20 protein-coding genes and 1 pseudogene are annotated in these 21,131 nt (G+C 45.2%); 15 read left to right on the top strand and 6 right to left on the bottom strand.

The window, feature by feature from the left end:
• The first annotated feature begins 122 nt into the window (after positions 1 to 122).
• The 5 genes from QUA56_RS00590 to QUA56_RS00570 all read left to right on the top strand — a co-directional run bounded on the left by QUA56_RS00590 (position 123) and on the right by QUA56_RS00570 (position 4,377).
• Positions 123 to 890: a ChaB family protein gene (locus QUA56_RS00590; protein ID WP_333351900.1), complete on the top strand. Its 768-nt coding sequence runs from the start codon at positions 123 to 125 to the stop codon at positions 888 to 890.
• Between the two features lie 276 nt (positions 891 to 1,166).
• Complete coding sequence (rd, locus tag QUA56_RS00585) at positions 1,167 to 1,325, top strand: rubredoxin (RefSeq protein WP_333351898.1); 159 nt, start codon at positions 1,167 to 1,169, stop codon at positions 1,323 to 1,325.
• Between the two features lie 12 nt (positions 1,326 to 1,337).
• Positions 1,338 to 2,615, top strand: coding sequence for an NAD(P)/FAD-dependent oxidoreductase (locus QUA56_RS00580; protein ID WP_445242862.1), 1,278 nt, complete (start codon positions 1,338 to 1,340; stop codon positions 2,613 to 2,615).
• Between the two features lie 180 nt (positions 2,616 to 2,795).
• A complete protein-coding gene (locus tag QUA56_RS00575) occupies positions 2,796 to 3,491 on the top strand; it encodes a hypothetical protein (protein ID WP_333351896.1) in 696 nt (231 codons plus the stop codon).
• A gap of 112 nt (positions 3,492 to 3,603) precedes the next feature.
• Positions 3,604 to 4,377, top strand: coding sequence for a class II aldolase/adducin family protein (locus tag QUA56_RS00570; protein ID WP_333352169.1), 774 nt, complete (start codon positions 3,604 to 3,606; stop codon positions 4,375 to 4,377).
• Positions 4,378 to 4,576: 199 nt separating this feature from the next.
• Here the strand turns inward: QUA56_RS00570 and QUA56_RS00565 are convergent, their stop codons facing one another.
• The 4 genes from QUA56_RS00565 to QUA56_RS00550 all read right to left on the bottom strand — a co-directional run bounded on the left by QUA56_RS00565 (position 4,577) and on the right by QUA56_RS00550 (position 7,527).
• Complete coding sequence (locus QUA56_RS00565; protein ID WP_333351894.1) at positions 4,577 to 5,512, bottom strand: Rpn family recombination-promoting nuclease/putative transposase; 936 nt, start codon at positions 5,510 to 5,512, stop codon at positions 4,577 to 4,579.
• Positions 5,513 to 5,553: 41 nt separating this feature from the next.
• Entirely contained in the window at positions 5,554 to 6,300 is a 747-nt protein-coding gene (locus QUA56_RS00560) for a HEAT repeat domain-containing protein (RefSeq protein WP_333351892.1), read from the bottom strand.
• A gap of 482 nt (positions 6,301 to 6,782) precedes the next feature.
• Positions 6,783 to 7,319 carry a GNAT family N-acetyltransferase gene (locus tag QUA56_RS00555; protein WP_333351890.1) on the bottom strand — a complete coding sequence of 179 codons (537 nt, stop codon included), beginning with the start codon at positions 7,317 to 7,319 and terminating at the stop codon, positions 6,783 to 6,785.
• Between the two features lie 4 nt (positions 7,320 to 7,323).
• A complete protein-coding gene (locus QUA56_RS00550) occupies positions 7,324 to 7,527 on the bottom strand; it encodes a hypothetical protein (protein ID WP_333351888.1) in 204 nt (67 codons plus the stop codon).
• A gap of 135 nt (positions 7,528 to 7,662) precedes the next feature.
• Between QUA56_RS00550 and QUA56_RS00545 the strand changes: the two genes are divergently transcribed.
• Positions 7,663 to 9,027, top strand: coding sequence for a lipase family protein (locus tag QUA56_RS00545; RefSeq protein ID WP_333351886.1), 1,365 nt, complete (start codon positions 7,663 to 7,665; stop codon positions 9,025 to 9,027).
• 214 nt (positions 9,028 to 9,241) lie between these two features.
• Complete coding sequence (locus QUA56_RS00540; RefSeq protein WP_333351884.1) at positions 9,242 to 10,600, top strand: calcium-binding protein; 1,359 nt, start codon at positions 9,242 to 9,244, stop codon at positions 10,598 to 10,600.
• Between the two features lie 212 nt (positions 10,601 to 10,812).
• Here the strand turns inward: QUA56_RS00540 and QUA56_RS00535 are convergent, their stop codons facing one another.
• Both QUA56_RS00535 and QUA56_RS00530 read right to left on the bottom strand, forming a co-directional pair.
• Positions 10,813 to 12,177: an MFS transporter gene (locus tag QUA56_RS00535; RefSeq protein ID WP_333351882.1), complete on the bottom strand. Its 1,365-nt coding sequence runs from the start codon at positions 12,175 to 12,177 to the stop codon at positions 10,813 to 10,815.
• A gap of 134 nt (positions 12,178 to 12,311) precedes the next feature.
• A complete protein-coding gene (locus QUA56_RS00530; protein ID WP_333351880.1) occupies positions 12,312 to 14,375 on the bottom strand; it encodes an Eco57I restriction-modification methylase domain-containing protein in 2,064 nt (687 codons plus the stop codon).
• Between the two features lie 128 nt (positions 14,376 to 14,503).
• Between QUA56_RS00530 and QUA56_RS00525 the strand changes: the two genes are divergently transcribed.
• From QUA56_RS00525 to QUA56_RS00490, 8 genes and pseudogenes are all read left to right on the top strand, one after another.
• Positions 14,504 to 14,746, top strand: a complete 243-nt coding sequence (locus QUA56_RS00525) for a CopG family transcriptional regulator (RefSeq protein WP_333351878.1) — start codon at positions 14,504 to 14,506, stop codon at positions 14,744 to 14,746.
• The gene (locus QUA56_RS00520; RefSeq protein ID WP_333252720.1) at positions 14,736 to 15,017 is read left to right on the top strand and encodes a type II toxin-antitoxin system RelE/ParE family toxin; all 282 of its coding nucleotides are present in this window, start codon (positions 14,736 to 14,738) and stop codon (positions 15,015 to 15,017) included. The genes QUA56_RS00525 and QUA56_RS00520 overlap by 11 nt, the downstream gene beginning before the upstream one ends.
• A gap of 194 nt (positions 15,018 to 15,211) precedes the next feature.
• Entirely contained in the window at positions 15,212 to 16,576 is a 1,365-nt protein-coding gene (locus QUA56_RS00515) for an AAA family ATPase (protein WP_333351876.1), read from the top strand.
• Positions 16,573 to 17,373 carry a hypothetical protein gene (locus QUA56_RS00510; RefSeq protein ID WP_333351875.1) on the top strand — a complete coding sequence of 267 codons (801 nt, stop codon included), beginning with the start codon at positions 16,573 to 16,575 and terminating at the stop codon, positions 17,371 to 17,373. The genes QUA56_RS00515 and QUA56_RS00510 overlap by 4 nt, the downstream gene beginning before the upstream one ends.
• A 4-nt stretch (positions 17,374 to 17,377) precedes the next feature.
• Positions 17,378 to 17,503, top strand: a pseudogene (locus QUA56_RS00505) (alpha-E domain-containing protein); the annotation flags it as partial.
• 107 nt (positions 17,504 to 17,610) lie between these two features.
• Complete coding sequence (locus tag QUA56_RS00500; protein WP_333351873.1) at positions 17,611 to 19,227, top strand: family 10 glycosylhydrolase; 1,617 nt, start codon at positions 17,611 to 17,613, stop codon at positions 19,225 to 19,227.
• 875 nt (positions 19,228 to 20,102) lie between these two features.
• Positions 20,103 to 20,579: a type II toxin-antitoxin system antitoxin SocA domain-containing protein gene (locus QUA56_RS00495; RefSeq protein ID WP_333351871.1), complete on the top strand. Its 477-nt coding sequence runs from the start codon at positions 20,103 to 20,105 to the stop codon at positions 20,577 to 20,579.
• Complete coding sequence (locus QUA56_RS00490; RefSeq protein ID WP_333351869.1) at positions 20,560 to 20,994, top strand: hypothetical protein; 435 nt, start codon at positions 20,560 to 20,562, stop codon at positions 20,992 to 20,994. The genes QUA56_RS00495 and QUA56_RS00490 overlap by 20 nt, the downstream gene beginning before the upstream one ends.
• The last annotated feature ends 137 nt before the right edge of the window (positions 20,995 to 21,131 follow it).

Below are 21,131 nucleotides of genomic sequence, written 5' to 3'. Positions count from 1 at the left end.
GATATAGACTCAATCTACCAGCCGTCGATCGACCTCTATCTCGCGGTCGATGCGATCGCCCTGCGGTGTCCTCCTATACTGAAAACCAATACAACTAATGGAAAAACCATCAAGGAGGAACAATGACAGAGGAATATTTAGCCGAACGCACAGTTTCAGCCGTATTTAAGGAAGAAGAACAATTAGACGGCGTAATTCGGCGGTTGCTCGATCGCGGAGTTTCCCGCGACCACATCTCAGTAATGGGAAAAAACTTTCAATCTAAAACTAAAATTGCCGGCTTTATTACTAAAAAAGATGTGATATTAGGCGGTCTGCGAAGCGGGGCGATTTTTGGTTCCTTATTCGGTTCTTTTTTGGGTTTGCTAACTGGCGTCGGCGTGCTGTTTATTCCCTTTGTTGGTGCGGTAGTCTCGGCGGGCCCGCTGGGTGCTGCACTGTTGGGTGCAGCTAGCGGGGCGATCGCAGGTTCGGCCGGTGCGGGTCTAGTTTCCGCTTTGGTCGCTTTGGGAATGCCCGAAGACAAAGCCACTATCTATCAAACCCGCGTTGAAGCAGGCGAATTTCTCGTGATGGCAGAAGTTCCCGCAGATAAATCGGGCGAATTTCAACTATTGCTAGAAAGTGCAGGTGGCGAAGAAGTTTCAGTTAGCGAGAAGACCCTGCCGCGCGCCGTTAAAGGTCGCTGCAATAGTCCGGCAGATTTGTCTCCAGAAGTGCGATCGCACCTGTCGGAAGCCGCTCAAAAAACCTTTATCGAATCCTACAACGCCGCATTTGACGAAACCAACGACTCGATACAAGCGGAACACACCGCTTGGGACGCCATTCACCAGCAGTACGAAGAAGATGAAAACGGCGTTTGGACTAAGCCTTTAGCAAAAGTCTAGTCTTCCAATGGCAGCAAACTAATAAAAAATAAAATTCCGCCTCTAGAACTGTGCTTCTAGAGGCTTTGACGATTTTAGATTTTAGATTTTAGATTTTAGATTTTATAATTGTGAACAACTTAATTAGATTTTAGATTTTATAATTGTGAACAACTTAATTTTTAATAATAATTTGGGAATTCCCGAAAATCTCATTACTTTTTGAAATTAGTATTGCATTAGGTTGCGTTGTCAAGTACAATCTATAGGCTTGCAATATAAAATTGAGTTAAGCAAATGCAAAAATACGTTTGTACAGTTTGCAATTACGTCTACGATCCAGAAATAGGCGACCCCGACTCGGGCATAGATCCCGGTACTGCCTTTGAAGATATCCCAGACGATTGGGTTTGTCCCACTTGCGGGGCGGCAAAATCCGATTTTGAACCAGAATAAGCGAGAAAAAATTTGTCCGATCGAATCCTCAAAATTACAGTTATCGGCGGCGGTGCAGCGGGTTTTTTTAGTGCAATTACCTGTGCTAAAACCTACCCGCAGGCCCGCGTCACTTTACTAGAAGCTGGCCGGCAACTCCTGGCCAAAGTTCGCATCTCTGGCGGCGGGCGCTGCAACGTTACTCACGCTTGTTTTGACCCCGGTGTTTTAGTGCAGAATTACCCCAGAGGTGGAAAAGCTCTGCGCGGTGCTTTTTCTCGATTTCAACCCCGCGATACTGTTGAATGGTTTGCCGGTCACGGCGTGAAGTTGAAAACAGAAGAAGACGGGCGAATGTTTCCGATCACCGACGATTCGGAGACAATTGTTAACTGTTTGATCCGGGCTGCTGAGGATGCAGGCGTAAAAATTCGCACTGGCGATGCAGTAGTTTCAGTAACGAAATTAACCGGGAATAACGCAGAGGGCGAACAAGGGGATACCGTCCCTAGGTTTGAAATTGAGTTGAAATCCGGGGAGAAATTGAAGTGCGATCGCATTCTTCTCGCTACAGGCAGCAATCCGTCGGGTTATAAGTGGGCAAAAGAGTTAGGTAATACTGTAGAACTGCCCGTTCCTTCTCTATTTACTTTTAATATTTCCGACAGCAGAATCAAAGATTTAGCGGGAATTTCTGTTCCTAATGCTAAGGTGAAATTGCCGGGAGCTAAATTAGAACAAAGCGGGCCTTTGCTAATTACTCACTGGGGGTTAAGCGGGCCTGCTGTACTCAAACTTTCGGCTTGGGGTGCGAGATTTTTGCACGATCGCCATTATAAAACATCTGTGCTGATTAATTGGCTTCCCCAGTACAATGCGGAAGTTTTGCGGCAGCAACTCCTAGCAGTTAAGTCGCAGTTGTCCCACCGATTGATTGTCTCTAGCTGTCCGTTTCCGGTGCCGCGCCGCCTCTGGGAACGTTTGACAAGTTCGATCGGCATTGACGAACAAAAACGCTGGGCCGACTTATCGAATAAAATGCTCGATCGCCTCCTGCAAGAACTCGTTCAAGGCGAATATCAGATTGCCGGAAAAGGCGCATTTAAAGAAGAATTCGTCACCTGCGGCGGTGTCAACCTCAAAGAAGTCGATTTTAAGACAATGGAAAGCCGCCGCTGTCCCGGACTTTTCTTTGCTGGCGAAATCTTGGATATCGACGGCGTGACGGGCGGTTTCAACTTCCAAAGTGCTTGGACTACGGCGTGGTTGGCCGGAAACGCGATCGGCCAACCATCCGATTTTAGATTTTAGATTTTAGATTTTAGATTGGGGAATATTTGCTGTGTAAAGGTTTGGGACTTGCGATCGCGCGATCGGCTTGCCAGTATTAAATTTTGTGTTATTTTTGAATTAAGGCGCACCAAATGTGCGTTAACTTCGGCTTGCAGACAAAATTCGCAGTTTTGCGTCCTTCAACATCGGGGAAGACAGATGAAAAACTTGAATCTACAAACCCTAAAGTTCGATCGCAACCTTGACAGCCATGTTGACTCACCTTTCATCGAAAAAAATGGCTTGCTGGAATTCAACCCCAAATTTATCACTCCCGAATTTTTAACAACCTGGACGTTTGAAACACACCTGTACGACGAACAAGTTGCGATCGACCACTTTGTCATCACATTTCCCAGCCGCAGCGCACTCGAAAAATACGCCAAATCTTTTCGCCCCTTCGGCGCCAAAACAGTTGAAGGCCCCGACTTATTCCCGATCAACTTTTGTTCGGAAAACATTAACGTTCCCTCCGATTTGTGGCTGCATTTAATGACCTTATTAATGCCAGCGGGCGGCTTAGTAGTATTAGATGCGCCCCACGCAGCCGGCGACCAAAAAAACCGCTTTCAGCAAGAAAGAGGATTAGCAGCAGTTCACCACGTTGCGATTCGAGTCGAAAACGTGCAGAATGCTGCTACAATATGGCAAAATAAAAACTTTCAACCGCTGTCCGATCGACCCTTAGACTACGGCTCATTAACCCAGTGGTTTCTGCAAAACCCCGCCGGACAAATTATCGAATTAATTGAGCGCCACCCCGGGAACAACGCCACTTTCGACTGCAAAAACATCGCAGGTTTGCGCCTCAGCGAAGAAGCAAGAAGTCAGCAGTCAGCAGTCATTAGTCAGTAGTCAGCAGTTATTAGTTATTGGATATTTTTGGGTTCTAATAACCAATAAGCAGTAACCCATGCCCCATGCCCCATGACCCATGCCCCATGCCCAATTCCCCACTCCCAAATATATGGTCGCATTAAAAATCCCAAAAGTCACCATTCAACCCCCAACATTCAACTCAGTTGAAGAAGAACGCCGCCACCGCAAACAGCGTTTAGCCGCCGCATTCCGATTATTTGCCCGCTTCGGATTCAGCGAAGGAATTGCCGGACACATCACCGTCCGCGACCCCGAACACCTCGACCATTTCTGGGTCAATTCTTTTGGAATGCACTTTAGTTTAATTCGAGTCAGCGACCTAATTTTAGTCAACCACAAAGGCGAAGTTGTGGAAGGAAACAAACCCGTAAACGAAGCAGCTTTTGCGATTCATTCCCAAGTGCACGCAGCCCGCCCCGACGTAGTAGCAGCAGCTCACGCCCATTCTCCCTACGGCAAAAGTTGGTCAACTCTCGGTCGCCTGCTTGACCCGCTGACGCAAGATGCTTGTTCTTTTTATGAAGACCAAGCTTTATTTGACGATTACACCGGAGTAGTTTTGGAAATCGAAGAAGCTAAACGAATTGCCAAAAGTTTAGGGGATAAAAAAGCGATTATTTTACAAAATCACGGACTGTTAACAGTAGGTCAAACAGTAGATGAAGCGGCTTGGTGGTTTATTGCAATGGAACGTTCTTGTCAAGCGCAGTTAATGGCCGAAGCAGCAGGAAAACCAATTCTCATCAAGCCGGAATGTGCGCGTTTGACACAGCAACAAGTAGGGACTCACCGCATGGGATGGTTTAGCTTTCAACCGCTTTATGACACGATTGTGCGCCGGGAACCCGACCTATTAGATTAGCTATATTGTGTGCTGCTAATTTGTAGGGTGCGTCGCTATGAGATGTTCAATGGAATTTGGAGATTGTAGATGGCGACGCACCTTACTAGCTATATTCTGTGCTGCTAATTTGTAGGGTGCGTCGCTATGAGATGTTCAATGGAATTTGGAGATTGCAAATGGCGACGCACCTTACTAATTTTTACGGTGCGTCAGACTTTCATCCTGACACCGATTCCAACCAAGCTATCAAATCCTCTTGACTGGTAAAATCTAACAAGATTTCTCCTAAATCCTCCAAGAGTTGGGGAGATAGCTGCTGGATGCGAGTTTGAATTTCTGGTGGGATTTCGCCAGTGCGCCGCGCGATTTGACGCAAGATTAAAGCTGTTTGCCCCTCAATTAGACCTTCTTGGCGACCTTCTTGGCGACCTTCTTGGCGACCTTCTTGCATCCCTTTAATAACAGCACCTCGTTGGTCTTCAAAGAACATTTCCCGCTTTTCTAATGCTTCTAATTCGTCAAGGTTTAAATTAGACCTGTTAGCGATGTTAAAAGCTGTTTGAATTTCGGGTACTGATGCCAATTTATCCGGTATTTGATCGAGATTGGGAGCATTCTTGATGAAATAAATCCAGCTTTGAATCAGATTTTCAACTTCTTCTAATCTTTTGTGAAACTTAGGGAGTTCGAGAAACACTAACTCTATTTCTCTATAATACTCGAAGTTTTCTTCGACTTCTTTGAAGACGAAATGTGACAGAAATTTCTCGGTATTTTCAAAAAGGATAAAATCTGTAATCGTGAGAGCGATGAGAGGATTTAATTTTGAGTAGCCTTCTCTCGGTTTGAGTTGAGTTGCGTAGGTTTTTGCTGCATTATATATAACGCGCTTAGTAAAAGCTTCTACATTGATGACCTGCATTTCGATAATTACAGTTTTGTTGCCTGTAATTTTCGCTTTGACATCTAGGTAAGTGTCTTTTAACCCAGTAATGCTCGGTGCGGTGTATGGATCGATTATTTCTAAGTCTTTAATTGTTGGCTCTCCGTTGTAGAGCATAGCATTGAGAAAGCTCATTAAAACTTCTTTGCTCTGGGGCGAAGCAAAGATTTTTTTGAATCCAAAATCGGTCTTAGGGTTGATGAACTCCATAATGGGTAATTAGTAAGGGGTATTTAATGATAGTAATTATATCACAAAAGTCCTTCCATTTCTAAGTCTTCAATTATCTGCAATCCGCGCGGGTCGCCGACTCGCAACAGGGAAGATTTAGCATCTTCCCGCACGCCCATATCTTCATCTTCTTCTAAAGATTCAATCAGAGCGTCGATCGCCCCAGCGTACACTACATTATTCGGCAATTCCCGCGCCAGTTGCCCGATCGCCCAAGCAGAGTTGCTCCGCACAGCAGATACAGCATCCCGCCGCAGCGATTCAATCAACGGCGGAATCGCCGCAATCACCACATAGTAACCAACTTTTGCCATTTGACCCAGAGAACTCGCCGCCCACAAACGCACCGCCGAAATATCAGTTTTCAGAGCATCAATTAAAGATGGCAAAGCGCGGTGGTCGCTGCAATTTCCCAAGGCCCAAACTACCCCTTTGCGAACGTAACCGTTCCAGTCGCGGTTAAGCTGAAGAATCAGCGGTTCCACGGCATCGGGACTCGGATTTCGCCCCAAAGCATAGGCCGCACTCACCCGCACCAAGGGGCAACCGTCTCTCAACAAATTAATTAAATGCGAAATTGCTCGATCGTCCTGCAGTTCGCAAAAAGCCCGCGCCGCAATCATCCGGTGCTGAGGTTCCGGGGATTCCAGCAAAGGCAGCATTTCCTCGGGATCTGGCAGCGGGGGTTCGGATTCGTCAAATTGATCCAAAGGGCTTTCCAGTTCCGTATCAGTATCAAGGGCGTTGGGGTAGTCGTTATTGTTCATAAAAAAACTTTACCGCACAGAGGATGCTCCTAAGCAACTCAGTCAGTTGGCAGCAGTCAGCAGTCAATCGATTTTAGATTTTAGATTTTAGATTTTAGATTGACCCCACGGATCAATGCGGGGGCTTGAGGATTTTAGATTCCAGATGCTTTCGATTGATTCCACGGATCAATCACGTGGCGGGTACCACCTTTGAAATTCGCTTGTCAATAATTGTAGGGTGCGCGCGCAGTACCTTACTACTGAGATATTGCACCATTCTCAAGAACGGGCTCTCCGGCCCGTTCCACAAAGAGTAGATTTTCTTGTGGAACGGGCCGGAAAGCCTGTTCATAAAAGGCTAATTGAGAATGGTGCAACATATGAGTTACTACAAAGAAATATCTCTGCTGTTACTTAAGTTTGTAGTTGAGGACTTCAGTCTTCATAATTTGGATGAATAATGACTAAAGTCCTGATTTCCAACCAGTAGAATTTATATTTCAAAGGGATTTGATCATCCAGACAGAATGGCTCTGATAGCCTAATTTTTGATAGAGATTCATGGCAGGCTGATTGCTCAGAAAAACTTGCAAACCAATTTGCCCGTCGCCCCTTTCCCGCGCCCAATTTTCAGCATGAATAACTAAAGCTGCACCGATCCCCAGACGGCGGTGTTCCGGTGCTACGTAGAGCAGAAAAATGTGAGCGTGGCGCGCTCCTGTGGTTTGGTCGATCGCATTTCCCAACCACAAACATCCGACAACCGATTTGAGATTTTGGACTTGAGATTTGGGGTTGAGATACTGCGAGGGCAGCACGGGCAAAATTTCTGCCTCTTCCTGGCTGTTTTTCTGGCACTCTACCCACCAAACCGGCGTCTGGTTAGAAAAATACTGCTCGACAGTTTGAGCCAAATGTCCCAATTCCCGATCGGGATAAAGCTCTCGGTAAGTCCGGTGCAGGAACTTTACCAGTTTTGCCCGATCGACTCCCGATCCCGATCGCAGCCAGTAACCCGGTATTAGTTGAGCAGACATCAGCTCAGCGGACACGGAGAGCGGCATAATTTAGCCCCAAGAAAATTGGATTGACTGCTGCAGCTTGCTTTTGGGGGATCGCTTCCTCAATGGGTGCCGGGGCAGCCATGTCACCAGGCAAAAAGATGCGAGCACTGACTGCTACCAGAGCCGCGAAAAATACTAATACCGCTATAAATGGAGCAATGTATTGACGAATGATAGCCATAACCGCAAAAACTTAATTCTTGAGTTGATATTATCAAGTGTACCATACAAATCTTGTCAGCTATAATGGCTGCCACTGGACAATTAGCTCAAGCTTGAGCGATCGCAAATACCAACAAACACAAAAGATAATATTATGAGTGCCTCACCTGCTGTTTATGAAGCTCTGGCTAAATCAATTGTTTTTTTGAATCAAAAGCCCAACGCGGAAAATGAAGTTTCGCGTTTCCTGGATACTAACGGCTACTATATCGATCGCATATTCGACGACCGAGAAACCAACTTTTATGCGATCGGCTTCGGTTCGTCCGATCCCCAAAAACCGCCCGTCCTCGTATTTCGAGGTACAGATTTCATCGACGGCGACGCTATATTTTCCGATTCTCGGGACATAGGCTTACCCGAATTTGAAAACAACAAAGATAGCATCAAAAACTGGCTCACAGAAATCGGTCAAGATACTGCGAAAAACCCCAACAAATTATTGCCCGATGTCGTCGGTCACAGTTGGGGCGGAGCAGTCGCTCAAATTGTAGCAACCGAATACCAATCTATTACCGGCGATATCTTTACTTTCAACTCTCCGGGAGTGTCAACGAGTACATTCAACACTTTTCGGAAAAATCTCAGCAGGCTCGGCAACAAAAATGTCAATCACTACATTGTCAGCGGAGATTTCGTCAGCTTGTTTGGCGAAGCATTTCTGCCGGGAAAAGTATTTATCCAAAGTTTTACAGACCCGAGTATTAATCCCTTAACTGTTTTGGCAAAACATCGAAGTGAAAATTTGTTAACTACTCCGCCAGCGGGTTTTTTCCAGAGGCAAATTTCCGTCGAAGACTTAAACAGTCCCGACTTTTCTTATAACAACAACGACTCAGATTTTAACGAATTTATCGGTGCACTAAATTTTGCCCTGCCAAATGTATCAATAGCAATCAGAACCAGAGCCGGTGCAGAGAGTTTGAGAACAGCACCAGAATTTTCTTTTGTGCAGTTAATCAGACAAATGCAGTACGGTTTAGCTCCTGTGCAACCGAATTATTTATTGGGGGACGATCGCAACAATACTGCTACCGGCGGCCCTGGAGAGGATACAGTTATCGGCAACCGCGGTAACGATACTCTCAGAGGCAATCGAGGTAATGACAGCATCAGCGGCGGCGCTGGCGACGACTTCTTGTACGGCGGCAGAGATAACGATTATTTGGAGGGTGGCGACGGAAACGATTTGATTTCCGGCGAGTTTGGCAACGATTTTTTAATTGGTGGTGCGGGGCGCGATCGCTTTGTATTGGAATCCGGTGGCGGAGCAGATGTGATTGTAGATTTTCAAGATAGTGAAGATTTAATTGCACTGTCGCGGGGTCTAACTTTTCCTCAAATTAGAATCAGCCAAGGTGTGGACGGAGCTTTAATTACTATCCCGATTACTGGGGAAATTCTTGCTACTCTCAGAGGCGTAGTGGCAAGCGATTTGACGCGGGTAGATTTTGTGTAGCTTTAGTGCGAGAAAAATTGGTAGTTTGGGTGGCACGGAAGCGGGCTGGTTTTGTAGCGAGATTGTTTTGTATCAAAAAAAATGTTGGCTAAACCTGCCCGTACAAAGCAACGCAATAGGAAAAATTAATATTGTCAATAAACTGTATTTATTGTAAACTTAGTTAAGTAGCTTAAAAACTAATTCCCACTCAAACGAAAGGAAATAAAAAAATATGCCTTCCTCACCCGCCACTTACGAAACTATAGCCAAGCAACTTGTTTACATAGATAATAACCCTCAGTTTCAAACTTTAGTTCAAACTGGTTTGGTGGCTGCTGGCTACCAAATCGATCGCACGTTTGACGATCCCGGGACTGGATTTCACGCGATCGGCTTAATTTCCACCACCCCAGACAAACCGCCTGTTTTGGTATTTCGCGGCACTGACTCGCCCGTAGACGATATTGCCAACGCAGACAAGCGCGGCACCGGTTTCAACCAATTTGAAGCCAACAAACAGGCATTAGGAAATTGGCTGACACAAATCGGTCAAGACACAGCAAAAAACCCCAGGCGCTTGCCACCCGACCTTCTCGGACACAGCTTGGGCGGCGCCATAACGCAACTAGCCGCCACCGAATTTACATCTGCGATCGGAGATGTTGTCACCTTCAATTCTCCCGGAGTTGCTCAGAGTACAGTCAATACATTTAAGCAGAAAGCCGGCGCCGGAAAAAATGTAACTCACTACATAGTTAGCGGCGATTTTGTTAGTTTGGGAGGAGAAGCTTTTATCCCGGGCAAAGTAGTTTTGCAAACATTTACTAACCCGATTATTGACCCGCTATTGGTGTTGGACAAGCACACCCAAAGCGGTTTGTTAACTGCTCCTCCTCCCGGCTTAACTCAGGCCGAAATCTCTGTAGACCAGTTGAACCGCCCGGATTTCACTTTCACAGATTCAGATTATTTAGAGCTGTTAGCTGGCTTAGACTTTGCACTGCCGGCATTGGGAACATCGCTGCAGTCGCGCAGCAGTTTAGAACAATTAAGAACCGCTCCGGGAAGCTCCTTTTTAGGAAACATTGTGGCAATGCAAACTGCTCTCGATCCATCCCAAAATAACCAATTAGTAGGCGACGATGCCAACAATACAGCATCAGGTTTTGCAGGGGACGATATTATCATTGGCAATGGAGGAAACGACACTCTCAGCGGCAACAAAGGCAACGATATTATCAGCGGTGGCGCCGGCAACGACCAGCTATTCGGTGGCAAAGGGGATGACAATTTGAACGGTGGAGAAGGAGACGATACGCTCATTGGTGGAGTGGGTGCGGATCTCTTAATTAGTGGCGCTGGACGCGACGTATTGGTGTTAGGAATAGGCGCCGGTACAGACACACTTATAGACTTTCAAAAGGGTCAAGATTTAATCGGTTTGAGCCGAGGTTTGAGCTTCAACCAATTGAAAGTTACTGAAGGCGAGATTTCAACGACGATCGAAATTGCCAGTAACGGCGAACTTCTTGCCAGTATTCCTGGCATTCCAAGGAGTCCGCTAACAGCTAGCGATTTTATTTCAATTTAGTTGGCGGCTGGCAATACAGGTATTCGGTAGGGACACAACAATGTTGTGTCCTGATTTTATCTTATGAAGGCACGCACAATTTATACCAGTTAGTGATTAAAAACATCCATATTCCTGTAGGGGCAGGTTCGCCCGAATCTCGAAAAAGTAGTGCAGATTTTGGTAAACCCGCCCCCGCCCGGATATTATAATTATAGCGACCGGACTTGATATTAATCGAAATCGTCCAGTCCTGGCCTGGGCATGGATGCTAATTTTTTCTCATCTTCTAGGGGCAGAAAGAAAATAGTCAGCATACCGGGAATCACAGCCAGCGCGCTCATCAAAAAATAATTTTGATAGCCGAGATTCGCCTGCAAGTAGCCGCTAAAAACGCCCGGAATCAGCACTCCTGCGGCCATAAAAGCCGTTGTAATTGCATAGTGAGATGCTTCGTATTCAGGGCGGACAGTCCGCATCAAGAACACTGTATAGGCAGCTACGCCAAGTCCGTAAGTAAATTGCTCGATCGAGTTTACAGCATAAGCCCATTCAATACCCGGTTGATTGATTGCCAACAGCCAATACAGCACGTTAGTCGAATTTTGCAGAATTGCCGTCGGCCACATCCATTTTTTCAATCCTTGTTTTGCAATTAAATAGCCGCCCAGTAAACCTCCAATTAACAGAAACATTACCCCTAAAGTACCCGATAACAGACCCATGTCCGATGTAGAAACTGCTAATCCTCCTTTCTCAACTTTATCCATCAAAAATGGAGGAGCCATTTTAAACGTCAAGGCATCGCCTAACCTAAAAATCAAGACATAAGTAACAATCCAACCAATTTTATCCTGCTGAAAATATGTTTTAAATGCTTCGATAAAGCTTGTTGTTTGTTGGGGGGCGCCGGATTCCAGATCGTAATTTCTAGGATAGGGAAGATACCACCGCTGAAAGAGATATATCAGCACAAACATAATCGCACAAATGCCAAAGGCTGTCGCCCATCCGTAGTTAAGCGCAGACACGCTAAAATCCGAACCGAAAAGTGACAGCGGAATGTCTTGATATATTTTGGTGTCGCCTGTATTTCCGGTGACTAAATGCTGTTCGGCCAGTTTCCCGGCGAAGAAAACCAATATACCGCTGCCGGCAATGACAGCACCTCTATAAGCCGTGTTGCGAACCCCGACAAACAAGGCTTGCTGGTCTTTATTGAGAGTGTTTAAATAAAATCCGTCAATGGCGATGTCGTGAGTAGCGGATACAAATGCGATCGCGGTAAAGATGACAAGCGATATAATAATCGGTGCCGGCGTCAATACGCCAAAAGCTAGGAAAGCAAACAGAAAAGCACAAATGATTTCGGTTGTTAAAATCCATTTGCGTTTGGTGGAATACAAATCAACAACTGGCCCCCACAAACCTTTTAAAACCCAAGGAAAAGACAACAGACTTGTCAATCCGATCAATTCGTTGCTGGTTCCCATACCTTTCAAAAAAATCACCGACATTAAATTAACGACGGTGTAAGGGAGACCTTGAGCGAAGTATAATACTGATACCCACAATCCAGCGTTATGCTTTTTTTCCATTGCAGAGATATTTTACCTAGTTACTTATTTGATTTACTGAGTGCGATCGACAATTCCGGTCAATTCAACCCCTGGCATCACAGTATATGCCATTCCGATGCCAGTGGCAGCCATATAAATAGTGCATTTTAGCATCATTCAGACTCAAAACTATTTTCATTTTTTGAATAAACCTGCAAAAGATTTTCTCCGTTAAAATGGACGAGGTAAGCGCGAACATTCTTGTCCCAGTCAGAACTCTCATAAGTTCGCAGCAGTTCCAAAGCACTTTCTTCTATCTGATATGCGGTTTTTGGACTGTTCGCCGGACGTTCTGGACTGTCAGGATTAACAACAATTAAACCTGCATCGAGAAACTGATGCACCGTCTGGTGGCGCACAGTTTCCCGAGTATTTGGTGCATATTTTTTACCGTATTGCCGATCCATAAATTCCATAATTGGTGTGATTCCCAAAAGTGGAGATTTTGCCGATTCCCAAGCATCCTTTGGCTTGAGGTCAAGCAAAGCCAGAAGGGTTAAAGCTGAACGTTCGTTAAGCTGATCTTTTGGAAAACCCAGTGCTGCAAGTATTTCTAGAGATTCATCAATACGGTTCTTGATTGTCATCGGGCTATTTTCTAACGGATTTGTTGCGTTCAGCAGTTGTCTCTCGACAAGTTTATCAATCTCCCGCTGTGTAGGAAATATTTCACTTATTTGAGCGCCAAGTAAAAGTAATTGCTCTAGATTAGGATACTTCAAATTGCGTAAATCCGTAGCATTAACTTGAGTGTGTCCGTTGAACAGTCGGAAAAACGCATCTACCAAACTCGAATTTAGATAAACGGCTAATCCACGCGCCAGGGTGAGGTCTAATCCGCGTCCTTGTTGGTGAAAGTAATTCAAATGGTTCTCAAAACCAACGCGAGAACTATTAATTTTATTGGCATCCCAGACAACTGCAACAATTCGCTTTTTCTCTTCCTTTGACGAGAAGCGCTTGCTCAAAACATAATGTTCGTTAGGTACGAGGAGTGCAGCAGTTTTTTCCGTGATAGCTAAAGCTTGATGCTTTCTCGTTGCGGTGGGATATTCAACACCGCCAGCCGAGAAGTGTGCGGGATAAATCAGCGGAACTGTACCGTTTTCATCTTTTAGCCGCAAGTCAGAGCGAACGCGAAAATCTACAACTTTTCCGGTAGAAACTGTTAAGCCTAGTTCCTCTAGTGTGCAAGTAAATTGAGCCATTTGCTCGACTACTTTCTGGCTGACAGAATCCGGTAAAATCCGAATAAATTGCTCGGAATCATTGGGATTAATTAGGGCGGTATAGGGCAGTTGGTGAGACAAAACCAGGTCGTCGCCCACGCTGCTGCTTGAGGTAATTAGTACAGTATCTGGCTGTTCTATTTGTTTGGTGGCGCGCACAATAATAGTTTCTTGCAGCACCGCATCATCGCGAAATGGCAACTGTCGGGATTCAAAGATGTGGACTTGGCGTAAAGCCATCATTTGAAGGAATACTTTGCGGAAATCTCGAAAGTATAAACCGTTGCAACAACTGCGGGGAGTAATCGACACTAATTCACCGTTTGGTTTGAGCAGGTGAGCAGCAGCAACTGTAAAGCCAGCGTAGAGATTGCTGGTTTCTACTCCTATAGAACGCAGCAAGGTTCGGGCTTGGGATTTAGCGTCTATCTTGGCATAGGGAGGATTGATAATTGCATGGGTGAATTCCCGTTTTACTGGTTGTGTAAATAGATTGGGCTGCAACATATCGGCGCTGTCTTGAATAAAATCAATTTCGCGAACCTCACAGGTAAAAGATATCCCAAAATGCTGACATTCTATACTGCATAATTCTAAAGTTTGCTTGAGGTATTCTATCAAAATAAGGTCAATTTCATAAGCTGTAACGTGCAGGCTACGCGGTCTGTTTGGGCGCTGGCAAAGTTCGCAAACAACGGCTGCTAACAGGGAACCAATTCCTGCACCGGCATCTAAAAGCGATATATCGGGACAGTTAAATTCAAACATTCCCGCCATCAAACTTGCGACTGAGGAAGGTGTTAAAAATTGTCCCTTTTCTCCCCTCTGGCTTTGCTGCAACTTTCGGGTTGCTTCTTGGCGCCAGCCATCTACTCGATCGAGTAAATTGCTTGCAGTTGAGTAGCTGTTACCTGGAAGGGCTAGCGTTTGAAAGTGCGGTACTATCATTTGTTCAAAAAGTGCGATCGCGAAGCCCTCGAAGAGGATCGCGAGTTCAGTTTATTTTCGCCAAAATAGGAATCTATACGCTATCATATTACCAGTTTACTCTCTTCCCATAACAGCAAAGGGCAGCCATGAGTCAAGAAAGTTTTACATTTCTCCTTGATAGCGAAAAAAAAGAGGCGCTGAAGGCGATCGCTACTGTCACCGATCGCGATTTAACTTATGTTTTGAACGAAGCGATCGCTTCTTACCTAGACATCTATCAATGGCTGCTTGATGAGATTAATAAAGGCGTTGCCGAGGCCGAAGCTGGAGACTTTGCCAGCGATGATGAAGTCCAAGCAGTTTTTGTCAAATTGACCAATGAAAATTAAGTGGCTGCGACAAGCTTTGCGAAATCTAGAACAGGCTCACGCATATATTGTTAAAGACGATCCAGAGGCAGCAAGGCAATTAATTTTAAGGATTCAGGGTGCTGTAGGTCAACTCGCAGAGTTTCCTTTTATGGGTCGAGTTGGTCGCGTAGAAGCTACTAGAGAACTTGTCATTTCCAATACCTCTTATCTCATCATCTATCGAGTAAAAGAAGAAAACGTAGAAATTCTCCGTATCCTTCACAGTTCAAGAAAGTATCCAGAAAATTAGGTGATGTTGCCGATCGCCAGTTCAGTGTATTGTCGCCCAAAATTGCACCGATGTGCGAAAATGTCAAGCGCACTAGAAAATATATAACTTATCCAAAAGTATGTTGACTGTTCATATAGCTAGATCGGGAGGTAGCTAACGATGACACAAACTCAAACCAAGCGTTATGATTTTCCTTAAGTATCTAACTGTAAATGATGACAACTATCAACTGGGGTCAAGTTTTAGATAGCATTCCAGAGAATGCCATTGAAGCGATCGTCAACTCTCAATTTGTGTCGGTTCTAATAGAAGCACTTGGATTCACTAAAAATGACCAGTTTCCACAGTTTCCAACAGGTCAGGGTGCTCAGAAAGTAGATTTCGCAGCGCGTAAAAATACTGAGAGTGAGAAATTTTTGTTCTCTCCTGTCGCTCCCTACTTACTTGTTGAAGGCAAGGGACGGGCAATAGCGACAGGAGCTAAAATTAACTTAGCGGAAGGTACTCCCAAATATAACGAGTCTAGGGAACAGATTAAAAGATATCTGCTATCTCCTAACTGCCAAACGGCTCAATGGGGCATTATTACTAATGGCATTCATATCCAGTTATTTCGGAGGCATGGGAAAGTTGTAATTCCAGCAACTGCTTGCACTCTGATTAACAAAAGTAATATTAGTGCCATTGTCCAACATATCAAATCTTTGATTGACAACCCGCCCCAGGCATTGACGGTTTGTATCTATAACAATAAAGGAGGAGTGGGCAAAACGACAACAACGCTCAATTTAGCAGCAATTTTGCGAAAACAGAAAAAGAAGGTTCTAGTAGTTGATTTTGATTCACAAAGAGATTTAACTAGAACTCTTGGGCTAGACGTAGGAACTATTACTTTATCTGACTGTTTGACTGATACAAAAGCAGATGTTAACAAAACAGTGGTTCCTTTTACTCACATTGACAAGCCCGGAAAAATTCTACATTTTTTTGACGTGATTCCATCAAGTGAGGACATGGAAGACTTTACCGATCAGCGTCTAGCTGAATCAAAAATTCAAAAAGGTGCAAAAAGATTGCGAGATATCCTTAAACCTTTTGTTTTAAAATATGATTACATATTGATTGATTGTCCTACCCAATGGTTATTTTTCAGCCAAAGCAGTGTTTATGCCTCTGATGTTGTTCTCATCCCTACCAAGCATAATGGATTAGCCTCACTACACAATGCAGCTAGGGTGATTACGCAGTTTATTCCTGAAATTAAACAAGTAAGAGCAGATGGTGGGCCAATTGCCCTACCAATCTTTTTCAATGGAGAGAAGCTCACAGATCCTGCCCTTCAGACAGCAAATCAGGAAATTGGAAAAATAATTAATCAAGCTAAAAAAGATGGTTTTGATCTGCTACCATATTATTGGCCTAAATCTACAAGTGGAAAAGATATTAAAACTATCTTTAGTATTCCCAGTTATGCTACTGTTGCTAATGCTGCCTTCTCTCACATTCCCGCTGTCTTTCTCAACAAGATCGCTTTAGAACACTATTCGGGTCTAATTAAGGAGTATTTCTTAGAATGAGTAAGTATGATGACATCGGTAAGCTGATGCACCTGCCATTAGCTGATATTGAACCAGGGGAACCATGCTCTGAATCTGAGTTTATCATCACCGCCGCAGCCGAGGCAGTTCTGCAAGGTGGCGGACACAATTGGATTCCTGTGATTGTTAAAGAAACAGGTGATTATCAATATCAAGTAGTCAGCAATTCCTTTATTTATGCAGTCGCTCAACAAGCTGAACTAGAGCGAGTCTGGTGCATAATCATTGAAGCCGAATCTAAAAACATTGAGCAAGCTAAAATTTTGGCAAGGGAAGTAATACCCAAAGTTAACCTTAGCACAGCATCAAGAGATACTATTCTTGCTGCACTTAGATATTTGGCTGCAGAACCCGGAAGTGCATTGAAGGGATTGGATGTCATTGTAGCGACTAATCGCATTTCAGCAGCCAATCGAGAAACCTGGTCAAACTTTAACCCTGTTACCAGCTTAAAATGTTCCATTACTAAGGGTAAAAAGTTAGATGCTTTAGCAAAAGTATTCTATCTCTCGCCGCCTGCTCCACTCGCGCCACCGCCGCCACCGCCTGAAGCAGTTAGCGTGAAACGTGCATCTAGAGATGAAATTTTTGATCGTCTCAATTACTTATACACTAATAAAATAGGAGGCTTTGAAAATATTGATGCAGAAAAAACAGCAGATGCTATTTTCAACGCGAATAAAGGCAAGTGGAAAAGCCTAACTCCAATTGCTAAGCTTGAATGCGGCCTTGATACAGCCAAAATGAAAATCATTAAAACCCTATTTAGCCTGTAAAACAATGTTAAGTGGTGTAGCGGATTCAATTTACTGGCTCAACCGCTATATTGAAAGATCGGAAAATATCGCCCATTTTGCCGAGGTCAATTTTAATCTCATTCTCGACTCTCCCAGCGGTATTACTCAACTATTTACTTATTTGCCCACTTAATGTACCATTGTGCGAAAATATCAAGCGGACGCTCAAACCAAAAGTCCGTAAAGGACTGTTAAACGCTCTCTCACACATTTCTGATGCGAAATACCAAAACATTCTTTTTGTCAAGCTTGTTCCTGATTGGCTTAACAATTAGTTTTCTGCTGACTCCTGGTTGGTTATCAAACTGGTTCCCCTCCCGGGCGATCGCACTTATGCCCCCGCAAACCCAAACCGCCGAATTTCGCGCTTTCTGGGTGGACGCCTTCAACCCCGGCTTCAAAACGCCTCAAGAAGTCACAAAATTGATCGCAGACGCGCAGCGGGCAAATGCCAACGCGATCGTCGCCCAAGTCCGCCGCCGTGGCGATGCTTTTTACACGAGTGCGATCGAACCCCGCACCCTCGATCCCAACGTTCCAGCGGGTTTCGACCCACTGCAAGATTTGATTGACAAAGCCCACGCCGCCGGCATTGAAGTATACGCTTGGATGGTCACGATGCCTGTAGTTTCCGGCGGCAAACTTCCCGCCGGTCACGTTTGGCAACAACACGGGCCCAATGCCCCGGGAATCAACAATTGGGCGATGCTGACTTCGAGCGGCGAAGCACCCGGTTACCTCGATCCCGGCCATCCAGACGCCGTAGATTATACTGTTTCCGTCTATTTGGACTTGCTGAAGCGCTACGATGTGGACGGCGTACAGTTGGATTACGTCCGCTACGGCGGGCCGACTTGGGGCTACAATCCGACTGCGATCGCCCGTTTCAATCAGCAAACAGGTCGATCGGGCAAACCCGCACCCACCGATCCCGCGTGGATGCAGTGGCGGCGCGATCAGGTGACAAATTTAGTGCGGAAGCTTTATGTAGAAAGCCTTGCAATCAAACCGCGTGTTAAAATTACCGCCGCCACGATCGCCTGGGGCGACGGCCCAACAAACGATGCAGCGTGGTATCAAACGCAGCCTTACAAAGAAGTATTGCAAGATTGGCGCGCTTGGCTGGAAGAAGGGATCGTAGACATGGCGATGCCGATGACTTACCAGCGCGAGTACAAACGATCGCAAAAACTCGCTTACGACCGCTGGATCGAGTACGCCAAAGACCACCAGTACAACCGCCAAATTGCGATCGGCCCCGGCAATTACCTCAACTACATCGAAGACACTCTAGGCCAGATTCGCCGCGCCGAACAGCCGTCTGCGAAAGGAAATCACGTCGCAGGTACGGTGCTCTATTCCTACGCTAGCAGCAACGTGTACACGAATGTGGAACTGCGATCGGGCGGCAGCGGAGATTTGCCCCGCCAGCCTTGGAAATACGTTCCCCAAAGCAACGATTTGTTTTACACCGCGCTTTCGCAGCCGAGTCAATACGTTGACGCTGCGACGGGCAAAACCTATGAAACTCAGCCTGTGTGGGCGACAGCAGCAGCCGTTCCCGATATGCCTTGGAAGTCGCGGCCGACTACAGGTGCGATCGCCGGAAATTTGCAGCGGTGCGATCGAACTTGCGACGGTGCGAACTTGACATTGCAGTCGATCGATGCTGCGGGCAAGGTGCGCCAACTGCGCGCGGATGGTAAAGGATGGTTTGGGGCGATCGAGCTTTCTCCGGGAACTTATCAGTTGAAAGTTGACGGAAGTCAAATTCAACAAACAGTTAATGTTGTCGCGGGTGAAGTCGCCAAAATCAATCTCGGAGCATCTTAATCAACTTGTAGTGCGATCGACGTATCTACTCGTTACCAGGCAGAGCCTGGTAACGCAGATCCGGAGGCTGTGCCTCCAATTTCCTTAAAACCTTCCGAGGCAGAGCCTCTATATCTCGGTTCTCAGGCAGACCCTGGGAACCAATTGATATCAGGTAGTGATGCACAGTAGACCTCTTGCAAAAATCCTTTTCATCAATTGATGGGACGGGATCTCCGGCCCATCCCACAAGAGTTATTGTTTCTTGTGGGATGGGATCTCCGGCCCGTCCTAATTATTTTTGCAAGAGGTCTTTTGTACATCACTAAGCTGTCGCGCATTTAAATTGTATATTCAGGGCGGGCGAGACGCCCACCCCACAAGAGTTTAATTGTTTTTTGACAGACAATTTAAATACAGAACAGCTTATAATTCTTGCATAAGAAAACGATATCATTACTGTGCATGACTACCGTTTGTGGAACAGGCCGGAAAGCCTGTTCTTGAAAATAGTATGCGGCGCTGCTCGATCGACAAACAGGAAAGTCTTTACACTTTGCCACCTGCATTGAGGCAATATATCAAAGGGTTGTAACTGAGATATTGCACCATTCTCAATCAGTCTTTTATGGGCTGGATCTCCTGCCCAACCCCTACTCCCCACAAGAAAATTAATTGTTTGTGGAACAGGCCGGAAAGCCTGTTCTTAAAAATGGTACAAGATGCCCAACCCCTACTCCCCACAAAAAAATTAGTTCTTCGCTTCACAGGCCGGAAAGCCTGTTCTTAAAAATGGTACAAGATGTGAGTTGCAACCAAAATCTAAAATCCAAAATCCAAAATCGAACGATCGCCCTGTGCTATCATAGAATACAAAACTTATTGAGTCGAGTTATATGACCACAATAACTACAGTCACAACAGCCTCCAAACTCGCTGATTACTACATCTGGTTTGCGAATGACGTAGGCTCCTATCTCAGCAACCACAAGCTACAAAAACTATTGTACTACGCCCAAGCATGGTATTTAGCATTTGAGGATACACCGCTGTTTGAGGAAGATTTTGAAGCTTGGGTGCACGGGCCGACTATCCCGGCTTTATTTTATGAATACAAAGAACAATTTGACTGGAAGCCAATTCTGAAAGAAGTCGAAAAACCAGAGTTTCCCGAAGAAGTACAAGAGTTTTTAGACGAGTTGTCCGACGAATATTTCTTTTGCGATGCCTATGAGTTAGAATTGATGGTGCGCCGCGAAGACCCTTGGATTAATGCTAGAGGTGAGTTGCCAAAAGATGAACCTTCTCATGCTATTATTACCAAGGAATCAATGAGAGAATTTTACAAAACCCGTGTCATCGAAGAAAATTAAGAAAGCAGATATACGTCGCCAGCAATCTTTATCTAGCATCAATCGTCTCGATGTAAAAATACCGGAAGGAGTTAGTTTTTCTTTCAGGTATTATCAGGATGATAAAGATAAGTTCTCAATTGGCGGTAGAGATGCTAAGTATCTAGCATCTTTACTGAGAAGGCTGCGCGATTTGTCACAATTGAATGCTCCAGAAATTATCAATAATCAGAGTAAAAGTCTGCGCTGTCATAGCATAGTTTGGAAAAATACAACTGAACCCAATGGCTTTGGCATTCCCAATGAAACTGAGCTAGTAAATGTTCCCTACCAGTTTCAAATATCTGCTAATGAATACGGCAGAGTGCATGGCTTTTTTAGTGAAAATGTTTTTTCTATTGTCTGGCTAGACCCAGACCACAATCTTTACAGTTGAAATTATGATAAATTACCCACGGTCAGGACACGGCAGTGCCGTTTCCCTACAATTAATCGGGTAGGGAAACGGCATTGCCGTGTCCCGATCGCTGGCGGGATTCCCTCAGACTAAAGAAACCGGGTTTTTTACTGAAT

The sequence above is a fragment of the Microcoleus sp. N3A4 genome, assembly GCF_036701805.1.
Taxonomy (GTDB): domain Bacteria; phylum Cyanobacteriota; class Cyanobacteriia; order Cyanobacteriales; family Microcoleaceae; genus Microcoleus.
Note: the sequence above shows the minus strand (reverse complement) of the source record. Positions and strands in the feature narration are given on the sequence as shown.